The organism is Natronomonas halophila (assembly GCF_013391085.1).
GTDB lineage: Archaea > Halobacteriota > Halobacteria > Halobacteriales > Haloarculaceae > Natronomonas > Natronomonas halophila.
On record NZ_CP058334.1, the window covers coordinates 1,421,205 to 1,437,769 of the forward strand.

Here is a 16,565-nt window from a genome sequence, read left to right on the forward strand (position 1 = left end):
TTGGGTATCCAGAAGTCGACGGCGTGGGAGGTTCACATCGGGGTCGAACGAGGCTTACCGGAGGCCGAACGCACGAACCGACGCGTAGCCCGCGATGACGGCCAGCGAGGCCGCGCCGACCGCGACGAGGAAGAATATCGGCGCGGTCGTCGCGCCGTAGGCGGTCGCCTGTATCGCGCCGAAAGCCGACATCGCGGCGAGCCACATGAAGCCGATCCCGTAGACGGCGTCCCGAACCCGAATGAAGCCGTCGCCGGGGTCCTCGACCGGGTCGTCGCTCATATCCGAACGCGGGCGTCCGAACCGATAAGCCCTCGCTTCCCGATGGGGGGTTAACTTATTACTCGCGGCGGCGCACATCGCTTCCCATGCCAGAGTTGTCCGTCTCCGAAGCCCAACTCCAGCGGCTCGAATCGGTCCGCGAGGACCTCGAAGCCGCCTACGTCGGCCCCTACGGGACCATCAGCCGCGAGGAAGCCCTCGAATACCTGCTGGACACCTACACGCCACCGGAGGAACACGACGCGGAGGCCGATACGACGGCCGCCGAGACGGGAGGAGAGACCGCCGAACCCGACCCAGAGACGGAAGCGACCAGCGATGTCGACACCGATACCCAACCGGTCGGCGAACTCACCGACATCGTCGGCGTCGGCGAGGCGACCGCCGAGGCGCTCGCGGCAGCCGGCTTCGGTTCGATAGCCGACGTTCGGGACGCCGACCCCGCGGCCCTGACCGCCGCGGACGGCATCGCGGAAAAACAGGCCATCGATATCAAGGCCGAAATCGCCGATTTCGACGGTCCCGGCAGCGACGACGAGAGCGATGGCGACACGGACGCCACGGCCCCGGGCGAAACCGAGGACGAAAGCCCGGAAAACACCCTTCAGCAGGCGATGAGCCTGCTGGAACAGCACGACGACAAGTGGCGGGAGAGTTCGGGCGACGAACCCTACGAAGTCGACCTTCCGGACGGGGGGACCGAGGCGGTCCGCACGAAGGACGACATCAAGCGCCTGCTGTTCAAACACTGGCGATGACCGGCGGCAATACTGATAGGCTCGCGGCCGCTACGGGCGACTAATGGGGCTACTCGACGGGGTTCGACGGTGGTGGAAACGACAGTTCGGCAACGGCGAGGAGGCCGACGGTGGCGCCGAAACCGCAAGCGATACCGGTTCGTCGACCCAGCCCACCGGCGCGGGCTACGAGTGTGCCATCTGCGGCACCAGCGTCGAGGGGCCCGAGGCGACCTGTCCCGTCTGCCAGTCCGGCGATATCGTCGCCGCCGACCGGGATACGTCCGACGGCCGGTCGGCGCCGGCGACCACCCGTCAGCATATCGAGGACAGCGACGACGAGACGGTCAACCGCCTCCAGCAGGTCCACGACAGCAGCGAGATTCTGGCGGCACACGAGGACCACTGGACGGAGGCCGACGGCGAGTTCCGCGTCGAAACCCCCGACGGTGAGGTGACGGTTACCTCCCGAATCGAGGTGGCCGCGCTGCTGGAAGAACACTACAAGTAAAGGCGCTGGCGGTCGGCCATCGGCCATGAGCGTCGAGTTATCACGCGACGGACGCGTCGGCACCATCACCATCTCGAACCCCGAACGGAAGAACGCGGTCGACGCGCCGACCGCGGAGACGATGGCCGACTACGTACACGAACTCGCCTACGACGACGACATCCGGTGTGTCGTCGTCACCGGCGAGGGCGACGCCTTCTGTTCCGGCCTCGATTTGGCGGGCGATATGGGCGGCGGCGACGTGATGGCGGAACTGGAAAACGGCCTCAACGCCATTGCCCTCGGCCTGATGCGCATGAAGAAACCGACCGTTGCCCGAGTTCCCGGCCCCGCGGTCGGCGCGGGCGCCTCCATCGCGGCGGCCTGTGACTTCGTCTATCCCGTCGAGGGCACCTTCTTCGAGTGGGGCTTTACGAACATCGGGCTGGCACCGGACACCGGCGCGACGTATATCCTCCCGCGACTGGTCGGCCTCCGGCAGGCGCTGGAGTTGATGATTACGGGCAAGCGCATCGACGCCGACCGGGCGGTCGAGTTGGGTATCGCCAACGAGACCGTGCCCGAGGACGACTTCGATGCGTTCGTCGACGAGCGCGCCGAGACGCTGGCCGGGCGGCCGACCAAAGCCGTCGCCGCCGCGAAACGCCTGACCTACCGGAGTTTCGACCGGTCGATGGAGGAGACCCTCCGCGAGGAGGGCCTCGCACAGGAGGAGATGATAGAAAGCGAGGACTTCATGGAGGGTGTCGCGGCGTTCATGGCCGACCGGGAACCGGAATTCGAGGGGCGGTAGACGGCCGAGACCGGCACCGTCGGGCGCCCGACGGCGTGTTTTATACCCCCTCCTATGCGGGGAGGTAACTCAATACGCCCGTGTATCGTTGGCACATCTGTATGACACAGATACGGGATGACAGCCGCGAGATGCGCATCAGCGAGGATACCGTCGGCGGCGGCTATTTCAAACACGCCGTCTACAACCACTGGGACCCCTACGAGGACATCGAGGCCGAACTCATCCAGACGGACCTCGAACGGAGCGTGGACTCGGATTTCACCGAAGACGAGTATTTCGAGACGATGCAGTATCTCGCGCTGTTCGGCGCGGGCGAGGAGGCGGTCACCGAGGACCTCGCACCACTGATGCTCGCGCTGGAGGACATCAACGACCAGATGTTCGTCTCCTCCCAGATTTACGAGGAGGCCAAACACACCCAGTTCTTCGACCGCTACTGGCGGGAGGTTATCTACCCCATCGCCGAGGAACAGGGCTTCGAGAAGGTCGCCCCCACCGACCAGCGGTTCTTCCCGGACGGCTACATCGACCTCTTCGACCGCACCGAGGAGGCCATGGAGACGCTTTTGACCGACGACACGCCCGAAAACCGCGTCCGAGCGTACTGTCGCTACCATCTGGTCGTCGAATCCGTGCTGGCCCAGACCGGCTACTACGGCATCACGAACGTGATGGGCCCCGACGAGGACAGCGAGGTCGCGCTCCGACAGGACACCCCACACCTGCCGGGCCTCGTCAAGGGCGTCAACTACATCCGCAGCGACGAGGGGCGCCACGTCGGCTTCGGGATGCAGAAAGTCCAGAAACACATCGCCGAGGACGACGTCGACCCCGATATCGTTCAGGAGACGCTGATGGACCTGATGCCGCTCGTCGCCGAAACCGTCTCCGTCGGCGACGGCGTCGTCGACCCGATGCCGCTTGTCAACTACGCCCGCGACAAACTCTCCCGCCGCATCGACATCATCACCGACGCCGACGCAGAAATCCCGCCCGTCGAGGAACTGGTCGCGCTGGACGACGCACCCGCGGCCGCCGACTGAGCGCGCGCAACGTCATCGTCACGGGGACCCGAGGACGAGGCGGCGTCGACGGATACCCGTTCGAACGGCCGAACCGCCCGTATTCACGGGGCGGGACGACGAGTCGGGTTCGACGGGTGCTGTTTTCTGTCGAGAATATAGAGACACAGCAGGGCGTCGTCAGTCGTCCGCCATGACGCTCCCGTTCGGCTCCGTTTCGGAGACGAGCCAGCCGCTTTCGGTCGCCTGCTCGGCGATATCGGGCTGGAACACCCAGGCGGCGAGCGCGAGGATGGGAATCATCGTCGCCGCGGCGATGGCAAAGCCCCAGTGGAGACTCGGCAGGAACGGCGCGGCGAAGACCAAGGGGTAGATGGAACCGCCCGAAGAGCCGATGCCGCCCACGACGCCCGCGACGCTGCCGGAGTCGTCCGGGAACATCGCCGGCACCTGCGCGAAGATGGCGCCCTCGGCGAAGGCACAGCCCATACCGACGAGGAAGGCGGCGCCGACGGCGGCGTAGATGCTGCCCGTGAGGCCCGCGGCGGTCATCCCGAACATCGCCGCGATGACGAACACGAGGGTCACGAACGTCCACTGTTCGCGGTGGCGGCCGGCGAACCACGGGAGGACGTCCCACTCGTTGCGAGCGGAGAGGTCGCTGATGTAGCCGCCGATGGGACGGAGCAGGCCGGCAGCCACCGAAAAGGTCGCGGCGAACGTGGCGGCGATGACGAGGTCTCCCTGCCCGAAGCCCTCGCGGTAGTAGGTGCCGAGCCAGCCGTTCATCGCCAGTTCGAGGCCGAAGGTCATGACGTAGGCCACCGAGAGGACGACGGCGCCGTAGCGGGTCGCCACCCACATCCATTGTTTGAAGCCGACGCCCTCCTTCGTCGCCTGTCGCTTGGCCTCGCTTTTGGCGGCGTCGCCGACGAAGTAGTAGGTGATGCCGACGAGTATCGCGAGCGCACCCGTGTAGAAGAACGCGGCCCGCCAGTTCGTCGAGAAGAGCGGGCCGGCGTAGCCCTCACCGAAAATCCGGGGGAGCGTGAAGTACGCGCCGATGCCCGCACCGGCGTTGCCGATGCCGGCGAAGATGCCCTCGGCGGTTCCGAGGTTCTCCTCCTCGAACCACTCGGAGACGTGCTGGATACCGATGACGAAGGTGATGCCGGACAGCGAGGCGATGACCCGAGAGCCGATGAGCACCTCGTAGGACCACGCGAACGCGCTGATGACGGCGAACGAGCCGACGATGACCATCGTCCAGCCCGCGGTCACCGGCGCACCGTAGCGGTCGGTCAGGGGGCCGATTACCATCCGTCCCAGCGGCACCGCGATGACCGCGGAACTGGCGACGATACCCAGTTGGGCCACCGAGAGCCCGAACTCATCGGCGATGCCGCCGGTGTACGGCGCAAAGGAGAACCAGATGACGAACCCGAGGTTGAACATCGCGGTCGCCAGAATCAGGTTCTTCCACTTGTCCTTCATGCGGTCACCCCCGAACGGCGGTCGGCGGACGTCCCGTCCGCCACACTATCCCGAGTCCATTCGTCTAATAATACCAAAATATCGAACACATACGACGTTTCTGTCATCGTTTTATGCCAATAGACACTATATTATAGGGATTAGCGTTGATGGACGTCCAGATAATAAGGCCCAGGGATGGAAGAGCAGACAATTACTATGGACCTAGTATATGTATATATAATCGGTTGCCCGGAACGACTCTCGAATAGTAAACGTTCATGCGCATTTACTCGGGAGGGCGCTCGCAGTCACACGCAGGCAGCGGGCGCTCCGCGGGGCCGATTTCGTCGTGGGGACACAGTACATCGACCGCTCGCTCGGCCGGCTCAGGAATCGAGGTTCGCTATCGGTTCGCCGCGTGAGAGGGCCGTAACGGAGTCCTCGATACTGTGATGGGTACCGTCCTGCCAGCAGGGATAGAGCCCCCGAACGGCGTCGTCGTCCCGGAGCGCGATACAGACCGGGGGCAGCGCGACGACGTACTCGTCGCTTCCGGTCGCCGCCTTCCGTTCGAAGAACGGTTCGAGGGAGGTCCGCCCAACCGCCTCGACGAACCGTTCGTAGGCTTCCGCCACGGTGTCATCGTTCGGGAGGGTAGCCCGTTCGGGCCACTCGACCACCGAGACCGAATCGAGGACGCCCGCAGCAGTCAACGTATCGAACACCTCACGGACGTTCCGCTGACGGCGCCGGACGTATGTGGGAGGGTCCTCGCGCACGTACACCGTAATATCGCCAGTGAGGTCGGCTCGGTCCGCGACCTTGACGATCACCGCATCGTCCCCACGAGCGTTCCGTGCGTCTATTCCTCTGAGCATACACTCCGTTTCGAACGAATTATTAAATACCCTCGTATGAACAAGCATCTCTTTTTAGGACTAATTAGTAATTATATACAAGATTTTAGTCCAAATTAGACCATATATAGCTAGATATCCGACCATTATAAGACATTCATAAATCACTTCACGATAGACGCTACAAAAGACGAATCGGCCATCGCCGACGTCTCGGACAGACAACGTCGGCACGAGCCGATGGGACGTCCCTGCTCGCCACGACAGGGACATGACAGAGTTCTGGACCACGGCTGCAATGGCAGGCCCGATAGCGCAGGTGCCAGAGAGGGTCGACTCGTGTGTTCACCAGACTTCGTTCCACCTCCCGTTTCGAACGGTCGTTTCGGCAGAACTCCCCGTGACGAGCCGCCCGAACGAGCGACACGGAACCCGTCCGGCACGGCACCAACACGCGATGAGTTCTGCGAACACCACACAAACGAATGTGTCCTTATCTGGGATAAAGTTTTCCTATAAACATCCTAGAACTGTATTTTGAATATGAACGTTCATCTATCCCCAGTACAAGATTAGAATCAAAATCATCTATTTCGTTCCGAGCACCACCCACATCCGATTAGCGTTCAAATCACCCCAGTTCCGGCCGCTCAGCGTTTCACGCGCTGATACCCTGCGTCCTGCTGACCATCATCCAGACCCCATTATTTTACAATCAAGGCTAGAATCGGTATTTTAGAAAATGTTTCTAAACCTAATACTGTTCTAGACACCTTATCAAGAACCTTTATCTACTTCTTCTGGATATTCGTTCCTGTATGTCAGCAAAACAGCCTTCGTTCGTTGGCTCAGCGAGCTTCGCACCGTGTCCGAACTGCAACGAGGGGGCCCTCACGTGGGACCCGACGAAAGCCGAATCGACCTGTATGGTCTGTGACTGACCCTTTTCAGAAATGGCGACACGCGACCGGGCGAACGACAGTCGTCCAGTTATCGACGGGTTTCGAGACGATATCGAAACGGTCGAAGAGGAGTGCGTTTCGTTCATCCGCTCGGCCGTCGACGATGCCGGCGTTCAGGAGGTCGTCGTCGCGCTGAGCGGCGGCATCGATTCGACGACGGCGGCCACGCTGGCGGTCGAGGCACTCGGCAGGCGCTCGGTCAATGGCCTCGTCCTCCCCTCCGAGACCAGCGACGAGTCGAACATCGACGACGCCCAACGGGCGGCCTTCGACCTCGGTATCGACTTCCGAACAGTGGACATCCAGCCCGTCGTCGACACGCTCGCCGAAACCATGAGTTCGGACCACTGGTTCGAACGAGCGGTGGCAGACGGCGGGCCAGCATCCGTCCACTCCGAGGATACCACTAACCCAAACGGCGAATACAGGCGAGCGGTCGGGAACGCGACCGCCCGCGCACGTATGATGGCGACCTATTTCGAGGCGAACCTGCACGACCGGCTCGTGCTCGGTACCGGAAACCGGACAGAACTGGCGCTGGGGTATTTCACGAAATACGGCGACGGGGGCGTCGACATCCTCCCGCTCGGCGACCTCTACAAGACGGAGGTCCGCCGACTAGCCGAACACCTCGACGTTCCCGAGCGTATCATCGACAAGCAGCCGACCGCGGGGCTCTGGGACGGCCAGACGGATACCGACGAACTCGGGGCGTCCTACGGGACTATCGACGCCATCCTCCGGAAACTGTTCGACGAGGGATGCAGTGTGGCCCAGACCGCCGCAGAACTCGGCGTCGAGGAGGACCTCGTCGTCCGGTTCGCCGAGATGTATCGGGACGCCGCACACAAACGGGCGACCCCGCCGACGCCGGACACCTACGTCAGCTAATCGTGACGTATGTTACCTGAAATGACACGATCCTCAACCACGACCGCGATGACGCTGTATCGGAGCCGAACGCTCACGCTGGACCAGGCGGCCGATTATACCGGGATTCCAGCGGCGAGACTCACCGCGACGCTACAATCGCACGGTATCACGCTCGACGAACCCGACGAGCGAGCCGGACGGAGATAACCGCGAAGGAAACGCTCTTCGAAGGCCGCCGGGTCCGTCGCCAGTACCTCCCGAAGGCGGTTGACGGGGGCGGTCAGACGAAAATCTAGATTGAGATCGGTGATAGAACCTGTGGGTGGTCCTGAGGGGTTCTATTTAAAAACAAGCAAACCACGTGCGATAGCCGGCTGAACAAGCAACGAGGTTGGCATCCGCCGAGCGGGGCGTTTGAAAAACGCCCCCGAGGCGGTTCCCGGCGACGAGCGATAGCGAGACGCGACCGTAGGGAGCGTCTCGGAAATGCGAACGGCGAACGAAGTGAGCCGTGAGCAAAGCGAGTCGCCGTAGCGCCCGACGACTACCGCGCGGCCGTCAGGCCGCGCGACTGGAGGAGGGTGCGCATATTTTCACCACGTTTTTGCCGAGAACCGGGGTCGCGGCAACGCTGCGACCCGCGTTCTCGTGCAAAAAGTGGCTGTTAATAGGCAGCGTAATCCGTCAGTTCCTTCCCGACGACGAGTTTCTGAATCTCGGTCGTCCCGTCGGGAATCGTCATGACGCTGGCGTCACGGTAGTAGCGTTCGAGGCGGTTCTCGGTTTTGAGACCCGCGCCGCCGTGCAGTTGTAGGGCGTTGTAGGTGGCGTCGACGGACCGTTCGGAAGTGTAGCCCTTCGCGAGCGACGAGATGAGGCGGGCGCGGTCGTCGCCGCGTTCCAGCAGTTCCAGCGCGTGCCGGGAGAGTTGGCGGGAGGTTTCGAGGTCCCGCAGAATCTCGTAGAGTTTCTCCTGGACGAGTTGGTTCTGGCCGATGGGTTTGCCGAACGTCTCCCGTTCGTGGACGTAATCGAGCGCCTCGTCGAAGGCCGCTTGCATAATGCCGACGGCCATGAACGACATACCCGTCCGCATGAACGAGAAGGTCGCGTTGAGCGCCTTCTGTTCGAAGAACAACTGCGAGACGGCTTCGGGGAAGGGAACGATGTCCTGCATGTCGGCGCCATCCATCAGGGCGTTGCCGACGATGTTCGAGAGGCGGTTGTCCTCCGGAATGCGGACGCCGTCGAAGTGCATCTTGCCGTTGTTGACGCCCTTCCAGCCGAGTTTATCCATGGTCTCCGTCTCGAAGGGGGAGTTGTGCTGGTCGACGAGGAACATGTCCTGGGTGTCGGCCTCGTCGTCGTGGGCGACCACGAGGGCGACGTCGGCGATGGGCGCGTTGCCGACCCACTCCTTCTTGCCTTCGAGGACGTACTCGTCGCCGTCTTTGTAGGCGACGGTGTTCGGGCGGGCGGTGTCGGAGCCGCCTTCGGGTTCGGTGACGGCGAGACAGCCGATGCACTCGCCGTCGTGGAGTTTATCGAGGAGTGCGTCCTGTGTCTCGTCGGCGGCGTGCTGGACGAACACCGACGGGAAGGACATCTGCAGGGCGACGTTGAGGCTGGGCCAAACGCGGGAGACCTCCTCGGAGACGATGGCGAACCGTTCGAGGTTCCCGAAGTACTCCTGAGCCATGTCGGGGCTGAAGCCGATGTCGAGTTCCCGGAGGACGCCCGTGTATTCGAGGAACTCCTCGCGTGTGAGGGGTTCTTTGTCGGCCTCGTCGACGATTGGCTCGATTTCCGCCTCGAGGAGGTCCTGCAGGTTCTCCCGGAACTCGCCGCCGTCCTCGTCGTAGAACATCTATTCGTAGTGCTCCGAGAGCGCGCCCATGATGGGGGCGAGCTGGGTGCCAACCTGAACGGGGCCGTCGAGTTCGTACTGCTGGCTCATGAAGCCCTGCACGGGGTCGATGGTGCCCGTGATGAGGCCGACGAGGTTGTCGGCGGGGCCCTCGATTTCGAGGATGGGGTCCTCGAGCGTGCCGGCGCCGCCGGTCAGCGTCTCGCTTTCGGCGTCGACTTCGAGGTGGCCTTCCATCGCGCAGTCGTCGGCCTCGAAGTTGACGGTGATGTCCTGGGTAATCTGGTCGCGGACGTTCTCGTCGTTCTCGACGAGCACCTGCGTGCCCGTCCACAGGAAGTCCTGGAAGCCGTCGGCGGTTTCGGGGTTGGCGTCGACGAACGCGGCGATGTCGATTTCCTCCATCCGGCCGACGACGTCCCCGAACAGTTCGGGGTTCGCGCGGACGAAGGCCTCGGTTTCGCCGTCGATGTCCGCGAGGAAACCGGACAGTTCGTCGGCGAGTTCGTCGGTCGATGCGTCGAGCAGGTCTTCGGCGTAGGTGGTTGCTTCGGTCATGGTCGTTCTCGGGGCGGTACCCCGTGTACCCGATACGTTCGGAGAACCAACCCTGTGGGTTATCCCTCCCATGGGTGGAGATTTATAAGCAATCGCGGAAACGGGCGTTTCGGAGCCGAAAAGAGGCGAATGCAGCGGTGTTTTGCTTAAGAGACCCCGCCCGCTGATTCGACACCATTTATATACCCCATACTGGCGCGCGCCGGAACGGCGGTTTTCGGCGCTTGGGAAGCGCTTATCCGTCACTACCTCCCTCATTCGGGTAGTATGCGCTACGTCCGGACGGTCATCATACCGCGGGAGGGAGGCTTACACCCGGTCGACGAGGCGTTGGCCCAGGAGCCGAAGATAACCCGGGAACTGCTCCACAACATCAGCCTGCTGGACGACGGGACCGCGATTACGCTGTTCCAGTTGTCCGGCGATATCGACCGCGCGCGTGACATCGCCGAGGCCTCCGACGAGGTGCTGGACTTCCAGCTTTCGGAGGGCGACGACCACATCACGGTCTACGCTCACTTCGTGCCGACACAGGACATCATCGACCTCCTGAGCCTCTTCCGGGAGTACGAACTCATCCTCGATATGCCGCTGGAGTACACGACCGACGGCTCGCTGCGCGCCCACATCGTCGGCGAGGAGGCGGTCATCCGCGAGGTCATCCCGAAAGTCCCGGACGGCATCGGCCTGAACCTCGAACAGATAAGCGACTACGTCCCCGAGGAGGAACGCCTCTTCTCGATGCTCACCGAGCGCCAGCAGGAGACCCTGCAGGCCGCCCTCGAAGTGGGTTACTATCAGGTGCCGCGACAGGCGACCCATCAGGACATCGCCGACTATCTGGACCGCTCGGACGGCACCGTCGGCGAACACCTCCGAAAAATCGAGGCCAAAGTGATGGCCGCAATCGCGCCGTAGCGCGGCCGCTAGTCGGCTTTTCTTAAAAAACGAAGTGAGAAGCGTCGCGGTCAGCCGACGATACGGCGGCCGGCGAACGCCGCGACGACGGCGACGAGAGCGGCGATGGCACCGAAGCCAGCGCCGTCGCCCTCGGTGTCGGTCTGCTCAGTCTCGGCCTCGTCACCGCTCGCCGTCCCCTCGGTGGCGGTGTCGGTGGCCGTTTCGGTCGCCTCGTTGCCCTCGACCGTCACGGTCGCGGTCTGGGCGGCCAGTTCGGTGCCGTCCTCGGCATGGACGGCGACGGTGACGTTCGTGGTCTCGGTGAGCGTCGGTTCGAGGTCGAGTTCGAGGTCCTCGACGGTCGTGCCGGCATCGAACGTCCGCGTCTTGTTCAGGTCGCCCGCGTCGGTGTGAACGTCGACGTAGTAGGGCTTGCCAGCGGTCACCTTCTCGACGTTGATGGTGTGTACCTCGTCGTGTTCGTCGACCTGCCGGGTCTGGTCGGAGAACGTGACGCCGGCGGTCGTGACCGTCGCCGTCTGGGCGGCCAGTTCCGTGCCGTTGGTCGCGTGAACCGCGACGGTGACGTTCGTCGTGTTCTTCAGCGTCGGGTCGAGCACGAGTTCGAGGTCGGTCTGGGCGGTGCCCGCCGCGAACGTCTCCGTCGTGTTCAGGTCGCCGTACTCGGAGTGAACGTCGACGTAGTACTCCTCGTCGGCGGCGACGGTGTCGACCGAGATGGTGTGAACCTCGTCGTGCTCGTCGAGTTCGCGGGTCTGGTCGGAGAACTCGACGGTCGGCGCGTCGACGACGTCGACGGCGATGGTCTGGGCTTCCAGTTCGGTGCCGTTGGCCGCATGCGTCGCGACCGTCACCGTGGTGTCCTCGGTCAGCGTCGGGTCGAGGACGAGTTCGAGGTCCTCGACGGTCGTGCCGGCCTCGAAGGTCTTCGTCGTGTTCAAATCGCCCTGCTCGGCGTGAACGTCGACGTAGAACTCGGTGTCGGCGGTCGCGGAGTCCACGGTAATCGTGTGCACTTCGTCGTGTTCGTCCATCACCTGCGTCTGGTTATGGACGACCAGATCGGCGCCTTCCGGATGTGCGGCAGCCCCACCCGCAAAGAGCGCGATGGCCAGAAGCGAGACGGCGGCGAAAAGCGCCACCGGGAGAACGTGTCGGTTCGCGTTCGATCCACCCCCTGAATCGGTAGAGAGTAACTGCATGATGCACTCGGGGCTGCCCCTTCCCTGCACTTATGATTGGCTAAATTTAATCGTAAGACTTGCGGTAGACAGAAAATTAGCCTCGAGACAATCGGACAACGAACGGCCGCTCCCGAACGCCGGACCCACGTAAACCCCCTCCCATACGAGCGAACACCGATTGGAACGGGCAGACGAACGGTCAAGTATGACCGACGAGCCACCGTGGTACGCCGAATACGACGCCTTCGGCGTCGACCACTCCCTCGAACCGTATCCCGACTATCCGCTCCATCAGTTCCTCTACGACGCCGCCGACCAGTACCCCGACCAGGGCATCGTCCAGTCGGGCCGACACGTCGGCTACGAGGAGTTACGCGAGGACGTCGACGCCTTGGCGGCCGCCCTCCAGGAACGCGGCATCGAGAAAGGCGACCGCGTCGCCACCGTCCTCCCCACGTCCGCCCAGTTCGTCGTCGCCACTCACGCCATCTCGCGTGCGGGCGCGGTCCACATCCCGAACGACTTCCTCGATGCCGACGAGGACCTCGTCTACCGCCTCGAGGGGGGCGACCCCGACGTTCTCATCGGCCAGAACAAACACCGGGAGTTGCTCGAACGACTCCAAGAGGCCGCCGACGTCGACCATCTCATCCTGACGGACCTCGACGATTACGCCGAGAACCCACCCGAACACGACTCCGAGGCGGGCGTCGAGTGGTGGCCCGCCGTCCTCGACGACGCGGACAACCCCGACCCGGTCGATATCGACCCCGGGGACACCCACACGCTGCTGTTTACCGGCGGGACCACCGGCAAGCCGAAGGGGTGTCTTTTGACTCACCGCAATCTGGTCGCCAACGCGAAGCAGGCCATCGCCGCCCAATCCCGGCTGCCGGACCTGATGCGCGGCCGCGAATCCGCGGTGCTGGCGCTGCCGGCCTACCACTCCTACGGCTACACCATCGCGAACATGCTCGTTTCGCTGGGGCTGGATCTGCTCGTCGTGCCCGACGCCCGCGACACCGAGTTGATGCGCGAACACATCGCCGAGTACGACCCGCTCGTCATGTTCGGCGTCCCGACGCAGTTCATGGAAATCGCCGACGAGGAACTCGAACACGACGTCATCGGCCTCTCGGGGTCGGCGCCGCTGGCCGAGGAGACCAAGGAACGCTTCAGCGAGCAGTCGACCGGCATGTCGCAGGGCTACGGCCTCTCGGAGATGTCGCCCATCACCCATTTCAACGTCGCCGGGATTCAGGAAGCCGTCATGGGCGATGCCGCTTCCACCGACGACGCCGGCTACGACCAGCCGACCATCGGCGTGCCCGTCCCCGACACCGAGGTCAAACTCCGGGACGTCGAGGACGACGAGGAGATTCCACTCGACGAGGCCGTCGCGGAGGAACGGGAAGGCGAGATGCTGGTCAACGGCCCCCAGCGCATGAAGGGGTATCTCGACACCACCGACCCCTTCGACGAGGAGGGGTTCGTCGCCACCGGCGACGTGGCGAAAGTCGACGAGAAGGGTCGGTTCTACATCGTCGACCGCGTCAAGAACATGATCAACGTCTCCGGCCTGAAGGTCTACGCCGAGGAGGTCGACGAGGAACTGTTCGGGATGGACGGCGTCCGCCGACCGGCGACGGTCGGCGTGCCGGACCCCGACCGGCCCGGTAGCGAGCGCGTGAAGATTTTCGTCGAAGCCGAGGACGGCGCCGATATTTCGGCCGCCGACGTGCGTTCGTATCTCGACGGCCGGGTTCCGCGGCAGGCGATGCCCGACGAAGTCGAGTTCGTCGCGGAGATACCGCTGACCGATATCGGGAAGACGGACCGCGAGGCCCTGAAGAACCGCGAGAACTGAGCGGCGCTTAGTTCTGGAACGTCTCGTCGGCGTATTCGGCGTCGATGCGGGTTGCGGATTCGGTGAGGTGGACGGCGGCCTGCGAATACTGCATCACCTTCTGCATGTCGCCGTCGATGTCGAAGGAACCGGACATGATGCCGTCGACGGCGCCGATGTCGCCGTTGATGAGGTCCTTCCAGGTGTCGTTGTCGGCGGTGAGTTTGAAGCCAGCGTCGACGTCGTCTTCGCTCTCGACGAGGTAGGCCTCGGTGCACTCGCCGCCTTCGAGGCCGAGATAGCCGTACCCGACGTACTCCTCGCCTTCCTGTTGGACGTACTCCTCGATGTCGCTCCGGAGGCTCTCGGGCATCGCCTCGGTGTCGAGTTCGTCGATGGGCATGTCCCGCATCTCGAAGATGAAATCGCCGTTGAAGCCGACGCCCCAGTCGGAGGCGGCTTCGGCGTAGGCGTCGTGGTCGTTGATCTGTTCTTCGTACTCGGCGAACCACGCCTGGCTCGGGAAGTAAACCGCGTCGTTTGCTTGTGCCATAGGGCCACATAACACACGGACCCGGTTGGTTCTACCTCCGCGAATCGGAGGTGGTTTATTAAGCACCGGGAGAAGACGGCGACGGCGAATCGGCAGTCGGCGGGCGGACTCACCGGAGCGATTCCGCACACCTAAAATGTGAGCCATCATCTTGAACCGGCGTCCGGAGCATCGTTCGAGTGGCCGGTTCCGCGACAGCACGGTCGTCGCCCGCGACCGGACCCTGTCGCCCCGCATGGGATAAGCGGTCGTTCGACCCCACGTCTGGCCTCTGACACCACATCGGGTGGGCAACCGATACTGGAACCGGCCGGGTTTCTCAGTTAGCCGCCCCCGTTCTCGTCCCCGTCGGACTTCCGACTGAGTGCTCTCGTCGCCACCCGCAACCGCTCGATATCGGTATCCGTCGGGCCGCGCAGGGCGATTCGAAGGGTTCGCTCCGGCGTCCACTCGATGACTTGCCGTTCGAAGGTCTCGCGGTCGATACCGAACCGTTCTCGGATGATACGGTCGGCGGCCGACGTTTCGTCGCCATCGGCATCCACATCGGCCTCCGCGACCCACGTCTCGACGGTTCGGTTCCATGCCTCCTGCTCCATGCCCGCGTACTGCTCGGCTTCCGCGGGGGTTTCCAGTTCCTCGGGGGCCTGCTCGGCAACGAAATACCCCCAGAGGTCGTCACGGAGGTGGTGGTCGACCAGCCGCTGAAGCTGGTCGATGCGCTCTTCGGGGGCCTCGCGGTCGGCCGGCGGGTCGACGCCCAGCGCCTCGTAGTGGTCCTGAATCGCGTCGTGGAGGTCCCGCTCCATGCCCGCCAGCGCGGCGGCGACCGCACGCACCGCCTCGCTATCGGCCGGGTCCAGCGCGTCCGTGAGGTTCATCATCGGACCGCGGGCCGCCACGGGGTTAAGCTATCCGCCGCGCTCCGGGCGCGTCGTCGCTTCAGCCCCGCGTTCGAAGCACGGCCAGCACGACGAGGGCGTGCAGCACCGCGCCAAGGAGTGCGAGCCAGCGGCCGAGTTCGACGAACACGTCGCTCCCGCCGAGCAGACCGCCCGCTTCGAGGAGAAGGCCGACGGCGAGCAGGCCGACCACACCCGTCGCGGTTCGGTCGTCGAGATGCGGAGTCGTGGCGACGGCGGGCGGATAGAACTGGTAACTGACGCCGACGACGGTCAGGCCGAGGAATCCGAGCAGGCCGAGTCGGGCGTGAGCGTCGGCCATCGCCGGGTCGATACCCGTCATCGCCATCGTGAACCCGAGGGCGCCGACGCCGAGACCGAACGTGACCGCGAGCAGGACCGTATAGAGGCCGAGGCGTCGTCGCTCGCTTCGGTAGAAGACGTCAGCGTAGGCGACGGCGAAGCCGACGAGGGCAACCGTCACCAGCGTGCCGCCCAGTTGAAACACGGCTCCGCCGCCGAAATCGACCGCCAGCAGGGCGGGGCCGACCGCTCCCGCCGGCAGGACCACGGCCGCGAGCCACCGTCGCGGCGCGACCGTCAGGAAGCGCGGGAGCAGGCGGAACCCGAGCGCGAAGACGAGCAGCGCCGTCGTCCCGACCGCAAGCAGGTGTGTCACCGGCGGGCCGATAGCCGGGATGGGTGTCGGAACGCCGAGGAGCGCGGCGACCGGCAGACCAGCGCCCGCGAGTAAATACGCGAAGACGACGGGAACGAAGCCGTTGGCGAGGCGGTCGACCGGGCGGTACTGGGCCTTCGCGTCGGCGGTCCCCGTCTCGCGTCCGAGGGGGTTGTCCCGGACGCTCCAGAGGAGCGCTCCGACGAAGACGACACAGCCGAGTGCCCACGCGACCGTGCCGACCGCCCGGGCGTCGACGATGCCGGCCGCATCAAGCGCCATCGCGGCGGTCCCGCCGGCCGCCAGCGGGAGCTGGACGAACGGCGCGCGCGGAAACGCCAGCGGCCGGTCGAAATACGAGGGGACGAGTGCGTAGGCCTTCCCGAAGACCATGTGGAGAACGAAGCCGTAGAGGCCGAGAACCACCGATACTCGCCGGCCCGCGCCGAAGACGGCGGCCGCCTGCCAGCAGACGAACCACGCGAGGCTCGCGACGACGAAGGCCCGCGCCCCGCGGGAAACCGTGGCGGCCGACATGG

18 protein-coding genes are annotated in these 16,565 nt (G+C 64.2%); 9 read left to right on the top strand and 9 right to left on the bottom strand.

Going from position 1 to position 16,565, the window contains the following annotated elements:
• Window positions 1-54 precede the first annotated feature (54 nt).
• Window positions 55-282: a hypothetical protein gene (locus HWV23_RS07790; protein ID WP_178289851.1), complete on the bottom strand. Its 228-nt coding sequence runs from the start codon at window positions 280-282 to the stop codon at window positions 55-57.
• Window positions 283-368: 86 nt separating this feature from the next.
• Between HWV23_RS07790 and HWV23_RS07795 the strand changes: the two genes are divergently transcribed.
• The 4 genes from HWV23_RS07795 (at window position 369) to HWV23_RS07810 (ending at window position 3,369) form a co-directional block, all read left to right on the top strand.
• Entirely contained in the window at window positions 369-1,040 is a 672-nt protein-coding gene (locus HWV23_RS07795; RefSeq protein ID WP_178289852.1) for a helix-hairpin-helix domain-containing protein, read from the top strand.
• A 43-nt stretch (window positions 1,041-1,083) separates the two neighbouring features.
• On the top strand, window positions 1,084-1,530 hold the full coding sequence (locus HWV23_RS07800; RefSeq protein ID WP_178289853.1) for a hypothetical protein: 447 nt from the start codon (window positions 1,084-1,086) through the stop codon (window positions 1,528-1,530).
• Between the two features lie 25 nt (window positions 1,531-1,555).
• Complete coding sequence (locus HWV23_RS07805; protein WP_178289854.1) at window positions 1,556-2,323, top strand: enoyl-CoA hydratase/isomerase family protein; 768 nt, start codon at window positions 1,556-1,558, stop codon at window positions 2,321-2,323.
• A gap of 101 nt (window positions 2,324-2,424) precedes the next feature.
• Entirely contained in the window at window positions 2,425-3,369 is a 945-nt protein-coding gene (locus tag HWV23_RS07810) for a ferritin family protein (RefSeq protein ID WP_246282742.1), read from the top strand.
• A 159-nt stretch (window positions 3,370-3,528) separates the two neighbouring features.
• Here the strand turns inward: HWV23_RS07810 and HWV23_RS07815 are convergent, their stop codons facing one another.
• The gene (locus HWV23_RS07815; protein WP_178289855.1) at window positions 3,529-4,842 is read right to left on the bottom strand and encodes an MFS transporter; all 1,314 of its coding nucleotides are present in this window, start codon (window positions 4,840-4,842) and stop codon (window positions 3,529-3,531) included.
• A 368-nt stretch (window positions 4,843-5,210) separates the two neighbouring features.
• Complete coding sequence (locus HWV23_RS07820) at window positions 5,211-5,702, bottom strand: HTH domain-containing protein (protein WP_178289856.1); 492 nt, start codon at window positions 5,700-5,702, stop codon at window positions 5,211-5,213.
• Between the two features lie 797 nt (window positions 5,703-6,499).
• Here HWV23_RS07820 and HWV23_RS17180 point away from each other — a divergent pair.
• From HWV23_RS17180 to HWV23_RS17255, 3 genes are read left to right on the top strand one after another with little or no spacing between them, the layout of a single operon-like run.
• On the top strand, window positions 6,500-6,622 hold the full coding sequence (locus tag HWV23_RS17180) for a hypothetical protein (protein WP_281362696.1): 123 nt from the start codon (window positions 6,500-6,502) through the stop codon (window positions 6,620-6,622).
• 12 nt (window positions 6,623-6,634) lie between these two features.
• Window positions 6,635-7,534, top strand: a complete 900-nt coding sequence (gene nadE, locus HWV23_RS07825) for an NAD(+) synthase (RefSeq protein WP_178289857.1) — start codon at window positions 6,635-6,637, stop codon at window positions 7,532-7,534.
• Window positions 7,535-7,555: 21 nt separating this feature from the next.
• A complete protein-coding gene (locus HWV23_RS17255) occupies window positions 7,556-7,723 on the top strand; it encodes a DUF7317 family protein (RefSeq protein WP_425487436.1) in 168 nt (55 codons plus the stop codon).
• Between the two features lie 457 nt (window positions 7,724-8,180).
• Here the strand turns inward: HWV23_RS17255 and HWV23_RS07830 are convergent, their stop codons facing one another.
• Complete coding sequence (locus HWV23_RS07830) at window positions 8,181-9,383, bottom strand: acyl-CoA dehydrogenase family protein (protein WP_178289858.1); 1,203 nt, start codon at window positions 9,381-9,383, stop codon at window positions 8,181-8,183.
• Complete coding sequence (locus HWV23_RS07835) at window positions 9,384-9,941, bottom strand: SCP2 sterol-binding domain-containing protein (protein WP_178289859.1); 558 nt, start codon at window positions 9,939-9,941, stop codon at window positions 9,384-9,386.
• A 267-nt stretch (window positions 9,942-10,208) separates the two neighbouring features.
• Here HWV23_RS07835 and HWV23_RS07840 point away from each other — a divergent pair, with 267 nt between their 5' ends.
• The gene (locus tag HWV23_RS07840; protein ID WP_178289860.1) at window positions 10,209-10,859 is read left to right on the top strand and encodes a helix-turn-helix domain-containing protein; all 651 of its coding nucleotides are present in this window, start codon (window positions 10,209-10,211) and stop codon (window positions 10,857-10,859) included.
• Window positions 10,860-10,909: 50 nt separating this feature from the next.
• Here the strand turns inward: HWV23_RS07840 and HWV23_RS07845 are convergent, their stop codons facing one another.
• Window positions 10,910-12,064 (bottom strand): hypothetical protein, encoded by a 1,155-nt coding sequence (locus tag HWV23_RS07845; RefSeq protein WP_178289861.1) that lies wholly within the window; start codon window positions 12,062-12,064, stop codon window positions 10,910-10,912.
• A 187-nt stretch (window positions 12,065-12,251) separates the two neighbouring features.
• Between HWV23_RS07845 and HWV23_RS07850 the strand changes: the two genes are divergently transcribed.
• On the top strand, window positions 12,252-13,913 hold the full coding sequence (locus HWV23_RS07850; RefSeq protein WP_178289862.1) for an AMP-binding protein: 1,662 nt from the start codon (window positions 12,252-12,254) through the stop codon (window positions 13,911-13,913).
• Between the two features lie 7 nt (window positions 13,914-13,920).
• On the opposite strand, the gene HWV23_RS07855 is transcribed toward HWV23_RS07850, so the two are convergent.
• The 3 genes from HWV23_RS07855 to HWV23_RS07865 form a co-directional block, all read right to left on the bottom strand.
• Window positions 13,921-14,445 carry an SCP2 sterol-binding domain-containing protein gene (locus HWV23_RS07855; protein ID WP_178289863.1) on the bottom strand — a complete coding sequence of 175 codons (525 nt, stop codon included), beginning with the start codon at window positions 14,443-14,445 and terminating at the stop codon, window positions 13,921-13,923.
• Between the two features lie 323 nt (window positions 14,446-14,768).
• Window positions 14,769-15,326 (bottom strand): hypothetical protein, encoded by a 558-nt coding sequence (locus HWV23_RS07860; RefSeq protein ID WP_178289864.1) that lies wholly within the window; start codon window positions 15,324-15,326, stop codon window positions 14,769-14,771.
• 61 nt (window positions 15,327-15,387) lie between these two features.
• Entirely contained in the window at window positions 15,388-16,563 is a 1,176-nt protein-coding gene (locus HWV23_RS07865; protein WP_178289865.1) for a hypothetical protein, read from the bottom strand.
• Window positions 16,564-16,565 lie beyond the last annotated feature (2 nt).

Bases quoted from the DNA above. Each gene is read 5' to 3' on its own strand.
- HWV23_RS07790 (WP_178289851.1), bottom strand. From the start codon at position 282: ATGAGCGACGACCCGGTCGAGGACCCCGGCGACGGCTTCATTCGGGTT.
- HWV23_RS07795 (WP_178289852.1), top strand. From the start codon at position 369: ATGCCAGAGTTGTCCGTCTCCGAAGCCCAACTCCAGCGGCTCGAATCG.
- HWV23_RS07800 (WP_178289853.1), top strand. From the start codon at position 1,084: ATGGGGCTACTCGACGGGGTTCGACGGTGGTGGAAACGACAGTTCGGC.
- HWV23_RS07805 (WP_178289854.1), top strand. From the start codon at position 1,556: ATGAGCGTCGAGTTATCACGCGACGGACGCGTCGGCACCATCACCATC.
- HWV23_RS07810 (WP_246282742.1), top strand. From the start codon at position 2,425: ATGACACAGATACGGGATGACAGCCGCGAGATGCGCATCAGCGAGGAT.
- HWV23_RS07815 (WP_178289855.1), bottom strand. From the start codon at position 4,842: ATGAAGGACAAGTGGAAGAACCTGATTCTGGCGACCGCGATGTTCAAC.
- HWV23_RS07820 (WP_178289856.1), bottom strand. From the start codon at position 5,702: ATGCTCAGAGGAATAGACGCACGGAACGCTCGTGGGGACGATGCGGTG.
- HWV23_RS17180 (WP_281362696.1), top strand. From the start codon at position 6,500: ATGTCAGCAAAACAGCCTTCGTTCGTTGGCTCAGCGAGCTTCGCACCG.
- nadE (WP_178289857.1), top strand. From the start codon at position 6,635: ATGGCGACACGCGACCGGGCGAACGACAGTCGTCCAGTTATCGACGGG.
- HWV23_RS17255 (WP_425487436.1), top strand. From the start codon at position 7,556: ATGACACGATCCTCAACCACGACCGCGATGACGCTGTATCGGAGCCGA.
- HWV23_RS07830 (WP_178289858.1), bottom strand. From the start codon at position 9,383: ATGTTCTACGACGAGGACGGCGGCGAGTTCCGGGAGAACCTGCAGGAC.
- HWV23_RS07835 (WP_178289859.1), bottom strand. From the start codon at position 9,941: ATGACCGAAGCAACCACCTACGCCGAAGACCTGCTCGACGCATCGACC.
- HWV23_RS07840 (WP_178289860.1), top strand. From the start codon at position 10,209: ATGCGCTACGTCCGGACGGTCATCATACCGCGGGAGGGAGGCTTACAC.
- HWV23_RS07845 (WP_178289861.1), bottom strand. From the start codon at position 12,064: ATGCAGTTACTCTCTACCGATTCAGGGGGTGGATCGAACGCGAACCGA.
- HWV23_RS07850 (WP_178289862.1), top strand. From the start codon at position 12,252: ATGACCGACGAGCCACCGTGGTACGCCGAATACGACGCCTTCGGCGTC.
- HWV23_RS07855 (WP_178289863.1), bottom strand. From the start codon at position 14,445: ATGGCACAAGCAAACGACGCGGTTTACTTCCCGAGCCAGGCGTGGTTC.
- HWV23_RS07860 (WP_178289864.1), bottom strand. From the start codon at position 15,326: ATGAACCTCACGGACGCGCTGGACCCGGCCGATAGCGAGGCGGTGCGT.
- HWV23_RS07865 (WP_178289865.1), bottom strand. From the start codon at position 16,563: ATGTCGGCCGCCACGGTTTCCCGCGGGGCGCGGGCCTTCGTCGTCGCG.